Origin of the sequence: Brachybacterium sp. AOP42-C2-15 (assembly GCF_052377065.1) — a bacterium.
Classification (GTDB): Bacteria; Actinomycetota; Actinomycetes; order Actinomycetales; family Dermabacteraceae; genus Brachybacterium.
Genome location: NZ_JBQSWK010000030.1, coordinates 1 through 15,314, shown reverse-complemented (window position 1 = coordinate 15,314; position 15,314 = coordinate 1). Strand labels below are relative to the sequence as shown.

General features: G+C 70.0%; 13 protein-coding genes. 11 read left to right on the top strand and 2 right to left on the bottom strand.

Going from position 1 to position 15,314, the window contains the following annotated elements; genetic code table 11:
* Positions 1 to 129: 129 nt before the first annotated feature.
* Together ACT3SQ_RS14800 and ACT3SQ_RS14795 are read left to right on the top strand one after the other, a co-directional pair.
* A complete protein-coding gene (locus ACT3SQ_RS14800) occupies positions 130 to 705 on the top strand; it encodes a mycothiol transferase (RefSeq protein WP_441444236.1) in 576 nt (191 codons plus the stop codon).
* A 68-nt stretch (positions 706 to 773) separates the two neighbouring features.
* Positions 774 to 1,391 (top strand): DinB family protein, encoded by a 618-nt coding sequence (locus tag ACT3SQ_RS14795; protein ID WP_441444237.1) that lies wholly within the window; start codon positions 774 to 776, stop codon positions 1,389 to 1,391.
* 138 nt (positions 1,392 to 1,529) lie between these two features.
* Here the strand turns inward: ACT3SQ_RS14795 and ACT3SQ_RS14790 are convergent, their stop codons facing one another.
* Positions 1,530 to 2,732, bottom strand: a complete 1,203-nt coding sequence (locus tag ACT3SQ_RS14790; RefSeq protein WP_441459693.1) for an ROK family protein — start codon at positions 2,730 to 2,732, stop codon at positions 1,530 to 1,532.
* A 308-nt stretch (positions 2,733 to 3,040) separates the two neighbouring features.
* Between ACT3SQ_RS14790 and ACT3SQ_RS14785 the strand changes: the two genes are divergently transcribed.
* The 9 genes from ACT3SQ_RS14785 to ACT3SQ_RS14745 all read left to right on the top strand — a co-directional run bounded on the left by ACT3SQ_RS14785 (position 3,041) and on the right by ACT3SQ_RS14745 (position 14,256).
* Positions 3,041 to 4,732: an ABC transporter substrate-binding protein gene (locus ACT3SQ_RS14785; RefSeq protein WP_444601273.1), complete on the top strand. Its 1,692-nt coding sequence runs from the start codon at positions 3,041 to 3,043 to the stop codon at positions 4,730 to 4,732.
* 82 nt (positions 4,733 to 4,814) lie between these two features.
* Complete coding sequence (locus ACT3SQ_RS14780) at positions 4,815 to 5,801, top strand: ABC transporter permease (RefSeq protein ID WP_441444240.1); 987 nt, start codon at positions 4,815 to 4,817, stop codon at positions 5,799 to 5,801.
* A 9-nt stretch (positions 5,802 to 5,810) separates the two neighbouring features.
* On the top strand, positions 5,811 to 6,752 hold the full coding sequence (locus ACT3SQ_RS14775) for an ABC transporter permease (RefSeq protein WP_441444241.1): 942 nt from the start codon (positions 5,811 to 5,813) through the stop codon (positions 6,750 to 6,752).
* Positions 6,749 to 7,783 carry an ABC transporter ATP-binding protein gene (locus tag ACT3SQ_RS14770; protein ID WP_442332655.1) on the top strand — a complete coding sequence of 345 codons (1,035 nt, stop codon included), beginning with the start codon at positions 6,749 to 6,751 and terminating at the stop codon, positions 7,781 to 7,783. Before ACT3SQ_RS14775 ends, ACT3SQ_RS14770 begins: the two co-directional genes overlap by 4 nt.
* Complete coding sequence (locus ACT3SQ_RS14765; RefSeq protein WP_444501930.1) at positions 7,780 to 8,640, top strand: ABC transporter ATP-binding protein; 861 nt, start codon at positions 7,780 to 7,782, stop codon at positions 8,638 to 8,640. The genes ACT3SQ_RS14770 and ACT3SQ_RS14765 overlap by 4 nt, the downstream gene beginning before the upstream one ends.
* Positions 8,637 to 11,174: a glycosyl hydrolase 2 galactose-binding domain-containing protein gene (locus tag ACT3SQ_RS14760; RefSeq protein ID WP_444601272.1), complete on the top strand. Its 2,538-nt coding sequence runs from the start codon at positions 8,637 to 8,639 to the stop codon at positions 11,172 to 11,174. Before ACT3SQ_RS14765 ends, ACT3SQ_RS14760 begins: the two co-directional genes overlap by 4 nt.
* A gap of 20 nt (positions 11,175 to 11,194) precedes the next feature.
* Positions 11,195 to 12,037: a LacI family DNA-binding transcriptional regulator gene (locus tag ACT3SQ_RS14755; RefSeq protein WP_442332653.1), complete on the top strand. Its 843-nt coding sequence runs from the start codon at positions 11,195 to 11,197 to the stop codon at positions 12,035 to 12,037.
* Positions 12,038 to 12,150: 113 nt separating this feature from the next.
* The gene (locus tag ACT3SQ_RS14750) at positions 12,151 to 13,425 is read left to right on the top strand and encodes an MFS transporter (protein ID WP_441444246.1); all 1,275 of its coding nucleotides are present in this window, start codon (positions 12,151 to 12,153) and stop codon (positions 13,423 to 13,425) included.
* A 120-nt stretch (positions 13,426 to 13,545) separates the two neighbouring features.
* Positions 13,546 to 14,256 carry a hypothetical protein gene (locus tag ACT3SQ_RS14745; protein ID WP_442332652.1) on the top strand — a complete coding sequence of 237 codons (711 nt, stop codon included), beginning with the start codon at positions 13,546 to 13,548 and terminating at the stop codon, positions 14,254 to 14,256.
* 19 nt (positions 14,257 to 14,275) lie between these two features.
* Here the strand turns inward: ACT3SQ_RS14745 and ACT3SQ_RS14740 are convergent, their stop codons facing one another.
* Entirely contained in the window at positions 14,276 to 15,058 is a 783-nt protein-coding gene (locus tag ACT3SQ_RS14740) for a hypothetical protein (RefSeq protein ID WP_442332651.1), read from the bottom strand.
* Between the last annotated feature and the right edge of the window lie 256 nt (positions 15,059 to 15,314).

Below are 15,314 nucleotides of genomic sequence, written 5' to 3'. Positions count from 1 at the left end.
GCTATCGAGGCAGCCGGGTGACTTCGCGGACAGCACTTGTCCGCACGGGGGCGAAGAGTGGGTCTCGAACCACCGGAGGGTCGCAGAACACCGTGTCCCGGCCCCAAGCAGACGAGAGATGAGAGCACGATGCCTTTCCTCACCGCAGAGACCACCGACGAGCGCGACAGCCTCGCCACCTTCGCCCAGCAGCAGATCGACCAGATCGCCACGGCCCTCCACAGGCTCGACCGGGAACAGCTCGCCCAGATCCCCAGCGCCTCCGAGATGAGCTTGGGCGCCCTGGCACGGCACGTGCTGCTGATCTCCGAGCGTGCGGCAGAGTCCTTCCACGCCGCGCCGGACGCGCCCCCGGCGCCCGCCAGCACCCTGGATCAGCTCATGGCCGAGGGCACCATCTCCTCCGAGGCGCTGCGCGAGAAGGACACCGCCGACTCGCTGATCGAGCAGCTCCAACAGGCCGGTGCGGGGCTCGCCGCCGCGATCCGTGAGGTCGATCTGGAGACCAGGGGTCCCGTCCCCGACCAACCCTGGTTCGAGGGGCGCACGACGTGGAGCCTGCGGTGGTACGCCCTGCACCTGATCGAGGAGAACGCCCGCCACGCCGGCCATGCGGACATCCTGCGGGAGAGCATCGACGGCAAGACCGCCTACGAGCTCAACGCGCTCGCCGCAGGGGAGGGCTGGCCGCCCGCCGGCTGGTGACCCCTCCCGCTCCCTCGCGTCGCCCGCCGGCGCCGCCTCCCTGCTCCAACCCTCACAGGAGAACCCTCATGACCAGCCCCGACATCACTCAGACCGACCAGCCCCGCGGCATCGGCGGCGACCTGCCCACCGTCCTGCTCGACCAGATCGAGCTCCACGCCCGCGAGCACCTGCGTCCTCGCCTCGAGGGCCTCTCGGACGAGGAGTACTTCTACGACCCCTCCGGCGCCGGCCGGGCCTGGACCGTGCACCCGCGCGCAGCCGACGGAGAGCTCCCGCCCACCTCGATGCAGGGCGGCTCCGGGGCGATGGTCATCGACTTCGAGTTCCCAGAGCCTGACCCCGCGCCGTTGACCACGATCGCCTGGCGGCTGGGGCACATCATCGTCGCCCTGCTCGCGATGCGCAGCCACGACCACCACGGTGGCCCGTCCGCGGACTACATGAGCTGGGACTATGCCGCGACAGCGACGGAGGCTCTGGCCCAGTTCGACGCGGAGTACGAGCGCTGGATCGCCGGCGTGCGGGCCTGGGACGCGGAGGACCTCCAGGTCGCCGTGGGCGAGGCGGAGGGGCCGTGGGCCGAATACTCCCGCGCCACCCTCGTCGCCCACATCAGCCGAGAGCTCATCCACCACCTCGCCGAGATCGCCCTGCTGCGCGACCTGTGGGCGCATCGGGGGTGACCCCGCAGGAGCGCAGGCGCCACCCCGCAGTAGCGCAGGCGCCACCCCGCAGGAGCGCCGGCGCCACCCCACAGGAGCGCAGGCGTCGAGCTCTCTTTCGCCGAGCGGGCAGGAGCGGTGCGGGCAGGAGCGGTGCGCTCAGGCGCCCGGCCCGGCGTGGGAGAGCTCGCGGGCCGGGCCGCTGCGGGAGGCCCGTCCCGGGGTCATGAACGTCTGCAGTGCGAGCACCGCTGCGCCGACAGCGCAGGGATGGGGCTGGACCTGGGAGACCGCCACGGTCATCTCCCCGCCGAGGTTGCGGGCCCGGGCAGTGAGCAGCTCGTCCATCACCTCTTCGACCAGCACCGGGGCGACCTGCACCCCTGGTCCGGAGAGCACCACCGCGCGGATCCCCAGGGCGCTGGTCGCGGACCAGACCGCCTGGGCGAGCGCGGAGATCGCTGCCACGAACACCTCACGCGCTCGAGGCTCCCCGCGAGCGGCGGCCAGGGCGATCAGCACCACGTTGCTGCTCAGGGAGGCCGGAGTCAGCCGCAGCTCGAGGTCCTGCGCCAGGCTGCCGGTGCGCACGGCGCACTCGATGATCGCGCGGGCCGAGGCGTACTGATGGAGGCAGCCGCGGCCGCCGCACTCGCAGGGCGCCCCGTCGGGATCGATGCCCACATGATCGAGGGTGGCGGAGCTGCCCGAGCCGGGCTGCAGCGGCCGGCCATCCAGCAGGATCGACAGCCCCAGCCCCGCATCCATGTGCACCGTCGCGCACAGCCCGCTCTCGGGCTGCTCTCCGCTCCAGAAGCTGCCGAGCGCGGCGCAGGTCGGTGCGTTCGCACTGATCGAAGGGATGTCCAGGCCCTCCGAGATCGTGCGCACCAGGGCCGGACCACGCCCGTCGAGCCCATAGGGGATCGCGAAACCGATCCCGGTGGCGGAGTGCGCCTCGGCCTCGGGCCGGATCATGGACAGCGCCCGGCGCAGCGCAGTGCCCACCTCCTCCGCATCGGAGGCGGAGCCCAGCGGAACCGCGATCCGGGCGCGCAGCCCACCGGCGAGATCCACCCCCGCCAGGGAGAGGCGGTCGGCATCGATGGTGCAGCCGATCGCCCATCGCGCCTGGTCGTTCAGCCGCAGCAGGGAAGCGCGCTTGCCGCCGTTGGACCGAGCGAAACCGCTCTCCACCAGCAGCTCCGCCGCGAGCAGACGCTTGACGGCATAGGTGACGGTCGCCGGGGTCACCCCGAGCTCCCGTGAGATCTCCACCCGGCTGGTCTCCGAGCGGCGGCGCACCAGCTCGAGGATCGCGGCGTCGGTGGTGGAGGCTCTGCGCTCTCCGATCACGCTCATCACCGCCTCCTGTCTTCCGGTCCTGGGATGGTCTCGAGCTGCTCCCGAGCTCGTCCTGTGCTGCTCTCGAGCTGTTCTCGAGATGGTCTCGAGATGGTCTTGCGTCAATCTCGCGTCAGTCTCGCACCCGGGCGGCGACGGCGGGTCGCACCGCATCGTGATCATTCCGTTGCCTGCTCCGGATGCCCCCGCCACTTGACGGATCGTGACCGAGGTCTCCACAATACCGATACTTCATTAACGTAATGAAGAAATCTCCTCGGAGCGATCGACCCGGCACGCACTGATGCGTGACAAGGAGAGCAACGATGCACCTCAGTCGTCGAGACCTGTACAAGCTCACCGCGCTCGGCGCGGCCCCCGTCGCACTCGCGGCGTGCAGCACGAGCTCCAACCTCGAGAACGGCGGAGGCGGTGGGGCGGAGGAGCGACCGATCATCACCACCACCGCCAACACCGGCCTGGCCGAGAACTTCAACCCGCATTCACCCTCGGTGATCTCCCTGATCCAGGGCCTGATCTACGAGACGCTGTTCTACTTCAACCCCCTCGAGCCCATCGATCAGGAGCCCGTCCCGCTGCTGGGCGAGAGCTACGCCTGGAACGAGGACGGCACCGTCCTGACCGTGACCACCCGCGCCGGCGCGGTCTGGGCCGACGACACCCCCTTCACCGCGAAGGATGTCGCCTTCACCTTCACCAAGATCCTCGACACTGAAGCGCTCAACGCCGCGGGCACCGCCCCGTCGGCCGAGGCGATCGACGACACCACCGTCGAGATCACATACGCCGAGCCGTCCTTCACCGAGGGTCCCAACGCCCTGGCCCGCACCTGGATCATCCCCGAGCACCTCTTCGCGGACGTCGATGATCTGGCGACCTACGCGAACCCGGAACCGGTGGGCACCGGCCCCTTCGCTCTGGATGACTTCACCCCCGAGTCCTACCTGCTGCTGGCCAACGACAAGCACTGGGACGAGGGCAAGCCCGCCATCGGCGGGATCCGCGCGATCGCCATCTCGGGCAACCAGTCCGCGACCGACATGTGGCTGGCCGGCGAGATCGACTACATGTCCTCCGCGATCCCGAACCTCGAAGAGCACGTGGCCGCCAACCCCGACCTCTCGTTCACCAACACCGGCATCTCCCAGATGGCGCTCATGGCCGCCTCCAACCCGGAGCTGGGCTGCGAGGGACCTCAGACCGACGTCGCCGTGCGCAAGGCCCTCTACTACGGGAGGGACCGCGAGCAGCTCTCCAAGCTGGCCTTCTTCGACCTCGGCGCGGACATCTCGCCCTCCTTCGGCCTGCCTGAGCGCGACGCCGACTTCATCGATCCCTCGATCGAGAACGCTCCCTGGAACGCCCAGCCCGACGAGGCCAAGAAGATCCTCGAGGACGCCGGCTACGCGCTCGGCTCCGACGGGGTGTACGCCAAGGGCGACGTTCGGGTCTCGATGACGGTCTCCTGCCCCACCGGCTGGTCCGACTTCGTCACCGCGCTGGACACGCTCGCCGCGCAGTACAAGGAGATCGGCATCGAGCTGATCCCCCAGCAGGTCTCGGTCAACGAGTGGAACGACGCCAAGGCGCGCGGCACCTATCAGCTGGTCATCGACTCCGTCGGCCAGGGTCCCGCCCCGGACCCGTACTACCCGTACCGCAACCACTTCTCCACCGACAACACGGTCCCCGTCGGCGAGAACGGCAACCCGTACCACAACGTCACCCGCTTCTCGGATCCCGAGGTCGACGCCGCACTCGATGCCGCTGCGGCGACCGACGATCCCGAGGTCAAGAAGGGGCACTACTTCCTGATCCAGCAGCGGCTGGCCGAAGTGATGCCGGCGATCCCGGTGATGATCGGCTCGAGCCTGACGGAGTACAACTCCTCGAGGGTCACCGGCTGGCCCACCCAGGAGAACCTCTTCGCCTACCCGATGGCCTGGGCGGCGCCGGACAACTCCATGGTCCTCAAGGCCATCACCCCCGCCAGCTGACCCACCGGCCCGCGCCGCCCACCCCGCCCGGACACCGGCGGTCCAGGCGGCGCGGCCCGGGCGACGAAAGGATCTCGAGGCAGTGCACCTCCTGCGCAAGATCGGGTTCTACCTGGTGGCTCTCTGGGCCGCAGTGACCCTCAACTTCTTCATCCCCCGCGCCCTGCCGGGGAGCCCGGTGGACGCCGTCCTCGCGAAGCTCGCGCTGCGCGGACCGGTATCCCCTGAGACCCGCAGAGCGATCGAGGTGATGCTCGGAGCGGATACGGACCGATCGCTGTTCGAGGAGTACTTCGCCTACCTCGGCGGTCTGCTCTCCGGAGATCTCGGGGTCTCGGTGACCTACTTCCCGACCCCCGTCTCCCAGGTGGTGGGCCAGTCCCTGCCGTGGACCCTGGTGCTGGTGGGCCTGGCGACCACCTTCACCTTCATCCTGGGGATGGCGCTGGGCACCCTGGCGGGATGGAAGCGCGGGACCTGGCTCGACTCACTGATCCCCGCCACCACGATCCTGCAGGCCGTGCCCTACTTCTGGCTCGCGCTGCTGTTCATCTACGTGCTGTCGGTGAACCTGGGGATGTTCCCGATCTCCGGCGGCTACGACTACACCCTGGTGCGCCCGGCCTTCGACTACCCCTTCATCTCCAACGCCCTCTACTACGGGTTCCTGCCGGCGCTGACGATCGTGCTGTCCTCGCTGGGCGGCTGGCTGCTGGGGATGCGCAACATGATGGTCTCCACCCTCAGCGAGGACTACATCCTCACCGCCGAGGCGAAGGGACTCTCTCCGCGCCGCGTGATGCTCATGTACGCCGCCCGCAACGCGATGCTCCCCAGCGTCTCCGGCTTCGCGATCTCGCTGGGCTTCGTGGTCTCCGGCTCGATCGTGGTCGAGACCGTCTTCTCCTATCCAGGGGTCGGCTTCACCATGCTGCAGGCCGTGCAGAACAACGACTACGCGCTCATGCAGGGAATGTTCCTGATCATCACGGTGGCCGTGCTCGCGGCGAACCTCGTGGTGGACCTGCTGTACGGCGTCATCGACCCCCGCACCCGAGCGCGAGGCTGAGGAGCTCCCATGATCGACACCCCCGCTTCCCGTGGCGCCCGCTTCCGCGCCTCCCTGCGCCGCAACGCCACCCCCTCACTCGTGATCGGGGCAGGACTGGTCGTCGCGATCACCCTGTTCGGGCTGATCGCCCCGCTCGTCGTCGCCGATCCGCTGGCCATCTCCAGCGTGGGCATGTCTCCGCCGTCGGCCGAGCACCTGCTGGGCACCACCCAGACCGGGCAGGACGTGCTGGCACAGCTCGCCTGGGCCACCCGTGGCTCCCTGCTGGTGGGCATCATCGTCGCGGTCCTGGCGCTGTTCCTCTCCGCCTTCTTCGGGATCCTCGGCGGCTATCTCGGCGGCTGGATCGACGAGGGGTTCTCCCTGTTCACCAATGTCGTGCTGATCCTGCCGGGCCTGCCGCTGATGATCGTGATCGGCTCCTACGTCCAGCAGCGAGGCCTGCTGCTGATCGCCGTGATCCTCGCGATCACCTCCTGGGCCGCCGCGGCCCGAGTGCTGCGCTCGCAGACCCTCTCGATCCGCACCCGTGACTATGTGCAGGCCGCGAAGATCGCCGGGGAGAAGCCCCTCCGCATCATCGCCGTGGAGATCCTGCCGAACCTGCTGCCGGTGATGTCCAGCGGCTTCGTGTTCGCCCTGATCACCGCGATCCTCGGCGAAGCGGGCCTGAGCTTCATCGGTCTCGGCGTGGTGGGCACCCAGACCTGGGGCTCGATGCTGTTCTACGCCCAGAACGGCCAGGCCCTCACCCTGGGCGGCTGGTGGTGGTTCGTCCCGCCGGGTCTGATGATCGCGCTGCTGGGCTGCGGGCTGTCCCTGATCAACTTCTCCATCGACGGCATCATCAACCCGCGCCTGCGCACCGCCCCCAAGGCCGCGCGCAGCGTCCGCAAGGCCGAGAACGCCGACGACTCCGAGGCCACGACGAAGGAGGTCCTCGTATGAGCACCCCGATGACCGGGCCCGTCCCCCCGGACCACCCCGCCCACGAACCGGATCCGAATGTCGAGACCGCCTCCGCGATCGCGCGCGGCGAGATCGGCGACCCCGTCCTGGACAGCTCGCTCGAGGAGGGGCGCACCGGCGGCGACGTCTCCCCGGTGCTCGAGGAGCCCGTGCTGAGCGTGCGCGACCTCAACATCGTCTACGAGGTCGGCGAGGGGGTCCATGCTGTCAAGGACGCCTCATTCATCCTGCGCCGCGGAGAGATCCTGGGCCTGGCGGGGGAGTCCGGCTGCGGCAAGACCACCCTCGCCTACGGACTGAACCAGCTCCATCGCCCGCCCGCCCGCATCACCAGCGGCTCGGTCACCTTCCATGACCGCGTGAACGGCTCCGACGTGGACGTGCTGGCCTTGAAGGGGCCCGCGCTGCGCGCCTTCCGCTGGTCGAAGGTCGCGATGGTGTTCCAGGGGGCGATGAACTCCCTGAACCCCGTGCTCAGCATCCGCACCCAGCTCGCCGATGTGCTCATCACGCACCGGCCCCAGATGGAACGGGCCGAGCGCCGCCACCGCGGCGAGGAGCTGCTGGAGCTGGTGGGGGTGGACCGCGGCCGCATCGATGCCTACCCCCACGAGCTCTCCGGAGGCATGCGCCAGCGCGTGATGATCGCGATGGCGCTCGCGCTGGACCCGCAGCTGATGATCATGGACGAGCCCACCACCGCACTGGATGTGGTGGTCCAGCGCGAGATCCTCCAGGAGGTGCTGCGGCTGCGCAAGGAGCTCGGCTTCGCGGTCGTGTTCATCACCCACGACCTGCCGATGCTGCTGGAGATCTCCGACCGGATCGCGGTGATGAAGGCGGGACGGATCGTCGAGATCGACACCGCCGAGAACCTCTACTTCGAGCCCAGGGATCCCTACACCCGGCGCCTGCTGGGCTCCTTCCCCTCCCTGACCGGCGAGGCCGGGGACTTCGTGCGCGCCGGCTTCGGCGGAGAGCAGCACGCCGACCAGGAGGCCACCGCATGACCACGCTGACCGTCACCGACCTGCACAAGTCCTACCGGCTGCGCAGCGGGGCCCGCTTCACCACCCTCCAGGCCGTCAAGGGGGTGGACCTCGAGCTGCAGCCCGGCCGCACCGTGGCGCTGGTGGGCCAGTCCGGCTCCGGCAAGTCCACCATCGCGAAGATCCTCGTCCAGCTCGAGAAGCCCACCTCGGGCACCATCACCCTGGACGGGCAGCCGATCGGCACCCGCGGCAAGGGCCTGGCCCACTACCGCGACCACGTGCAGATGGTGTTCCAGGATCCCTTCGCCTCGCTGAACCCCTTCCACACCATCGGCCACCACATCGAGCGACCCCTGCTGCTGCACGGCAAGGCCACCCGCGCGAACGTGCGGCAGAAGGTGTGCGAGCCGCTCGAGCGGGTCAACCTCAGCCCCGCCGAGAGCTTCATCGACCGCAGCCCCCACGAGCTCTCCGGCGGGCAGCGCCAGCGGGTGGCGATCGCCCGCGCGCTCGCCCCGGAGCCGACGGTGCTGATCGCCGACGAGCCGGTCTCGATGCTCGACGTGTCCATCCGCCTCGGAGTGCTGAACCTGCTGGCGCGGCTGCAGCGCGAGGAGAACCTCGCGATGCTCTACATCACCCATGACCTGGCCACCGCCCGGCACTTCTCCGACGAGATCCTGGTGATGTACCGCGGCGAGGTCGTCGAGCGCGGCCCGGCCGACGATGTCATCCTGAACCCTCAAGCGGAGTTCACCCGGCAGCTGCTGCTCGCCGCCCCTGAACCGGGGAACAACCCGCGCTTCCTCGCCGAGGCCCAGCGCCGCGGCGTCCCCATGCCCGACCATCTGGCCCTCGCGAAGGAGACCCCGTGACCCTGACCAGCACCCCCAGCCGTCGGCCCCTGCACGAGGGCTGGCGTCTGAGCATCACCGACGGTCCCGCGCCCTTCGCGGTGCGCGAGGTGCCGGCCACCGTGCCCGGCACCCTGATCACCGACCTCCACGCCGCCGGGCTGATCGAGGATCCGTACCTGGACCGCCACGAGCACGACCTGCAGTGGACCGGCGAATGCGATGTCACCTACGCGACCCGCTTCGACTGGGCACCCACCGGCGCCGAGCGGGTGGACCTGGTCGCCGCCTCCCTCGACACCGCCGCCACGGTCGTCCTGAACGGCACGCGCATCGCCGAGGCGCAGAACCAGCACCGCTCCTGGCGCTTCGACGTCACCGACGCGCTGATCGAGGGCGAGAACCAGCTCGAGATCCGGTTCGCCTCCCCGCTGCGCACCGCCTGCGAGAACGAGCGGGTGCTCGGGAAGATGCCGGTGACCGGCAACGACCTGCCCTACAACGCGATCCGCAAGATGGCCTGCAACTTCGGCTGGGACTGGGGACCGGTGCTGGTCACCAGCGGGATCGCCGGCCCGATCGGCCTCGAGGAATGGTCCGGGGCGCGCCTGGCCGAGGTGCGCCCGCAGATCACCGTCGAGCCTGGTGCTGGCGCGCGCGGGCTCGTCGACCTCACGGTCCTGATCGAGCGTGCGGATCTGCTGGACGAGTCCGCGGTGACCGTCTCGGCGAGACTGCTGGACCCTGCCGGGAAGCAGATCGATGAGCTCTCTCGCTCCGATGCGCAGGACGAGCTCGACCTGCGGCTGTCGGCCGCGGACCCGCAGCTGTGGTGGCCGCGCGGTTACGGCGACCAGCCCCTGTACACCGTGGCGATCGAGCTGCGGGACGCCGAGCACCGGGTGCGCGATGCGCGCGAGCACCGGATCGGCTTCCGTACCGCCGGCGTCCTCGAGGAGCCCGACGAGATCGGCACCTCCTTCACGATCGTGGTCAACGACCGCCCGATCCTCGCCAAGGGTGCGAACTGGATCCCCGACGACTGCTTCCCGGTGCGCCTGACCGCGCAGGACTACCGCGCGAGCGTCACCGACGCGCTCGAGGCAGGGATGAACACCCTGCGGATCTGGGGCGGCGGGCTCTACGAATCGGAGCTGCTCTACGAGCTGTGTGACGAACTGGGGATCATGGTGTGGCAGGACTTCACCACCGCCTGCGCCGCCTACTCCGAGCTCGAGCCGCTGCGCAGCGAGTTCGAGGCCGAAGCCCGCGAGCACATCGTGCGCCTGGCGTGGCATCCGGCGCTGGTCCACTGGAACGGCAGCAACGAGAACGTCGAGGGCTACTACCACTGGGGCTGGCAGGAGCACATCCCCGAGGGCGCCGGCTGGGGGCTCGGCTACTACACCGAGCTGTTCCCCTCGCTGCTGGCTGAGCTCGACCCCACACGCAGCTACACCCCCACCAGCCCCTATTCGCGGCCACTGCCCGAAGATCCCCGCAACCCCGACCACGGCACCGTGCACAACTGGGTGGCCTGGGCCTCCGAGGAGGACAACGACTACACCCGCTACCGGGACACCATCCCGCGGTTCTCCGCCGAGTTCGGCTACCAGGGCCCGGCGAACTACGCGACGATCGCCCGCGCGATCACAGAGCGGCCCCTGGACGAGGATTCCGAGACGATGCTCTCCCACCAGAAGGCCGTGGGCGGACAGGACAAGCTGCGCCGCGGCATGGCCCCGCACCTGCCACCGGTCGAGGGCTTCGACGACTTCCACTTCGCGACCCAGCTCAACCAGGCCCGCGCGCTGATCAGCGGGATCGGCCACTACCGCTCCCACTGGCCGGTATGCGCCGGCACCATCGTGTGGCAGCTGAACGACTGCTGGCCGGTGACCTCCTGGGCCGCGGTGGATGGCGACCGACGCCGCAAGCTGCTCTGGTACGCGCTGCGCGAGGTGTACGAGCCGGTGCTGCTGAGCATCCAGCCCCGTGAGGCCAGCCCCGCGATCAGCCTCGGCAACGACACCGACGAGCCCCTGAGCGGAACCTTGCACCTGCGCCGACAGCGCCACGACGGCACTGTCCTCGCCGAGGCCACGCTCGACGCGCAGGTTCCCGCTCGCTCAGCGGCCACGCTGCCCGTGCCTGCAGAGCTCGCGACCGCCACGGACGCTGCCGACGAGGTGCTGCTGGTCGAGCTGGCGGGGACCGACGGGGACGGCGAAGTCGTGCGCACGGTGCACCCCTTCGCAGAGGACCGGGACTCCGCCCTGGTCGGTGACGCGGTCACCGCCACTGCACAGCCGGTCTCGGACGGGGTCGAGATCCTCGTGGAGGCCGCTTCGACCGTGCGCGACCTGTGCGTGCTGGCGGACAAGGTCGACCCCGCCGCCACGGTGGACCGCCAGCTGGTGACCCTGCTGGCCGGGGAGAGTACCCGCTTCCATGTGCGCACCTCCGCCACGGTGGACCCGAGGGCCTTCCTGGCCGATGATGTGCTTCTGAGCGCCAACGACCTGGTGGCACGGGCCCGTGCCCGCGACACCTGAGGAAGCGGGGAAGGGTATCCATGGCCACCATCGGGATCACGATCCCCGAGACCGTCTGGTCCGCACGCTCGGAACGGTTCTACACCCAGGTCCTGCATGGCCTCGAGGACACCGCGGTCTCCCAGGGCCACACCGTGCTCAGTCACGTCGCCGGCAGCCCCGGGGAGGAGATCGAGACGGTACGGCGCTGGGCCGAGCGCGACATGGTCGACCTGCTGATCCTCAAGGACCTCCTGGACGATGATGACCGCCTCCAGCAGGCTCATACGCTCGACCTTCCCTTCGTGGTGATCGGCGATCAGCGCCAGGGCGAGTTCTCCGCCGTGACCGTCGACAACGCCGGCACCATGCAACGTGTCCTGGAGGACCTGCACGGGCGGGGCCACCGGGCCATCGGCCACGTCGGCGGCCCCTCCCACCTGCTGCACAGCCGCTGGCGGTGCGAGGCATATTGGGAGTTCGTGCACGCCCGCGGCCTGCCCACGCTCTTCGCCGAAGGCGACTACGGGGCCGACAGCGGCACCGCCGCGACCCAGGCCCTGCTGGCTGACCCGCAGCGCCCCACCGTGATCGTCTACGACAACGACGCGATGGCGATCGCCGGCGCCCACTGGGCGGCCGCGGCCGGGCTGCGGGTGCCCGAGGACCTCTCGATCGTGGCCTGGGACGACTCGCCAGCCTGTCAGACCCATGAGCCGCCGCTGGCGGTGCTCGAGCACCATCCCCACCAGCTCGGCGTGGACCTCGCCCGCACTGCGCAGACCCTGCTCGCGGCTCCGGGCACCCCGGTGCGCGTGGCTCATGAGGTGCCGCGGCTGATCCCCCGGGGCACCCTGAGCACGCTGGACACCCTGGCGCCCTGAGCGCCCGCCCGTCGGTCGCCTGAGGCGAGCGCCGCACCCCGGCGAGGAGCGTGCCTCCGGCCCGGTGCGGACAGGAAAACGGGGCGAAAGCGCCTGGTCATAGACTCGCCGGCGTGACCACCCCCGAGGCGGCCGACCCCGCGACCATCCCTCCCCGCCGCCGCACGGCCGGCGCCCGCATCACCCTCACCCTCGCCGCCCTGGGGATGCTGGGCCCGTTCACGATCAACACCGTCTTCCCCGCGTTCACACAGATCGGGGAGGAGTTCGGTGCCTCCGACGTGGTGCTGCAGCAGCTGATCAGCGTCTACCTCGCCTCCTTCGCAGTGATGAGCGTGTTCCACGGCCCGCTCTCGGACGCGCTGGGCCGCAAGAAGGTGATGCTCGTGGGGCTTGCGATCTACATCCTGGCGATGTTCGGCGCGGTCTTCGCCTCGGGGATGGGCATGCTGATCGCGCTGCGGGTGCTGCAGGGCATGAGCGCCGGCGCCGCCACCATCGTCTCGCGAGTGGTGATCCGGGATCTCTTCGCGGGCGCCGAGGCGCAGCGGCTGATGGCGCAGGTGATGATGATCTTCGCGCTCTCCCCGGTGATCGCCCCGATGCTCGGCGGCTGGCTGCTGCTGCTGGGCGACTGGCGCTGGGTGTTCGTGGGCGTCGGCCTGTACGGGGTGGCCGTGATGGTGGCGACCGCGCTGATGCCCGAATCCCTGCCGAAGGCGGCCCGGATCCCGCTGCGGGTGGGCTCCGTGGTCGGAGCCCTGTGGGAGGTGGGACGCTCCCCGACGATGGTGCGGATTGCGCTCGCGACCGCTTTCGGGTTCGCGGCGCACTTCGTGTTCGTCGCCGCCGCCCCGATCATCGTGGTGCGGCTGCTGGGGCTCGGCGAGCAGGACTTCTGGGTGCTCTTCGGCCCGCTGATCATCGGCATGATGGCCGGGTCCTACCTGGTGGGGCGGGCGGCCGACGCGATGGAGCGCACCCGGCTGATCACGCTCGGCTACCTCGGCACGGTGGTGACCAGCGTGCTGAACCTGGTGCTGGTGATGGTTTTCCCGGATCCTTCCGGGCAGCTCGATGTGAGCCTGCTGCCGGTGCTGGTGGGCCCGATGCTGATGTCCTTCACCGCCTCGCTGTTCTTCGCCCCCATCCAGCTGGAGATCCTGGATCTGTTCCCGCATCAGCGCGGGGCCGCAGCATCGCTGGGCACCTTCTTCACCCTGGTCATGAACGCCCTGCTCTCCGGGGTGATCGCCCCGCTGATCACCGGCAGCCTCACCGTGGTGGCAGTGGTCGCGCTCGGCTACGTGGTGGTCGGGTCGCTCCTGTGGGCCTGGCATCTCGCGGAGAGTCGACGCCGACCCATGCGCGCTGCAGCTCCGCTCTGAGGCGCCGCACTGGGCCGCCGCGCTGAGTCGCCCCGCTGACGCCTCGCTCTGAGGCTCCCTCTGAGAGCCCGTTTCGCGCATTCCTTCTCCATTGCGGCGCTGAAGGGGGACGATGGGGTCATGTCCTTCGACCTGGATCCTCTCGAGCTCGTCGCCGCCGCGCTGATGGCCGTGCTGCTGTCCGTCCCGATCGCGTTCCCGCTGGCCGCCGGGATCATCGCCGGTCCGCGTCGGGCCTGGAGCGGGGCGGGGCTCGCGATGGGGGTCAGCCTGCTGCTGGGCGTGCTGCTCGCCATCGCGGCGTTCTTCATCGGGCCGGGGCCGTTGCAGACGCTCAGCGGCATCGGGCTGACGCTGGGGCTGCTGTGCGCGATCGCCGCTGCGGTGCTGGTCATCGTGCATGAGGATGGCAACACCCTCGCCATCGTCCTCGGGATCGTCGCCTGCGTGCTGATCGGCCTCGGCGAGCCCGGCGAGACCGTGGTCGCGATGCTCGGCATCAGCTCCTCGACCCTGGTGGTGCTCTCCTCGGTGGTGATCGGAGCGGTCGCCCTGGTGGCGATCGTCGGCTTCCTGGTCGCCGTCGCGGGCAGGGTGCGGGCGCTGCAGATCGGGGTGGCGGCGGCCGCGATCATCGGCGCGCTGATCAGCGTGTTCGGGATGTTTGGGATGCTGCTGTATGAGCTTGCGGGGGTCGATCTGCCGCAGCTGCCGCTGCTGGCCACCCTGATCACCGTGCTGGTCGCGCTCGTGATCGGCAGCGTGGTCGGTGGCGTGCTCGACATGATGCGGGCGCGGCGGCAGACGGCGACCGTCTCCGACGCAGGCTGAGTCGCCCGGGACGACGACCTCAGGCGAGGCCGGAGAGGCGAGCCCGCAGCGCACGGAACCACCGCAGCTCGTACTCGCTGCGGGGCATCGCCAGGGCGTGCTCGCACCAGCTCAGCACCTGCGACCGCTCCCATCGGCCCTCCCGGATCAGGCGCGGGATGATGTGCGCGCCGAGGGTGAGCCCGGGCGTCGTCTCGTCCCGCTGCGCGGCCGAGGCGCCCTTCTGCCCCGCCACCTCGAACAGCATCGGCAGCGTGGTGTCGATCAGGAGCGGGCGCTCGTCGAGGAAGCGCGAGAGGCCCGGCTGGGAGATCAGGAGCAGGACGGCGCCGCGCTGGACCAGCGGCGGAATCAGCCCGCTCTGCGCCCAGTCGAACATCGCCTCGATGCCCCGGTTCCGGTCCCATGCCTTGGGGTTCGTCTCGAAGCGCTCCGCCCATGCTTCGACGAAGGCCGGCAGATTCTCGGGGAACAGTCTCGGGATGATGTCCCGGGCTATGGGGAGCTCCACGGGATGCACCCTCGTCGCGGCCTGCGCCGTACGGGTCGCCAGCCGGGCGACGCATGCGGCGTCGTGGTGACCCGTGCGCAGGGTCCCGCTCCAGCGCCCCTGCTCATCGCGCTCCCCGATCGGCGCCGCGTCGATGGCATCTGCCGATTCCTTCACTGCATTCCACGCCCGGCGCCGCAGGGTCGCCGGAAGCGGCTCGAGCAGGTTGAGGATCTCGTGCGGGCGTCCGGTGCGGAGGGCAGCTCGGACTGCCCGATCCGGGGTGGACAGCGAGGACGAGGAAGTGCTCATCGCACAGGAATACCACGGGGCGCGTCCGCCCCGTGCGGATTACTCTGGGCGAGTGCGCGGATCAGCTCCGCGTCCCCGTCGGAGGAGAGCAGATGCCCATCACCGGAACCCTCGATACCGCAGGCCCCGACCTCGTGCTCACCCGCACCGTCGCCGCCCCCGCAGCCCGGATCTGGGAGCACCTGAACCGCTCCGAGCTGCTCGGCACCTGGTTCGGGACCTTCACCGGTGACCCTGCGAGCGGCTCCGTCATGGT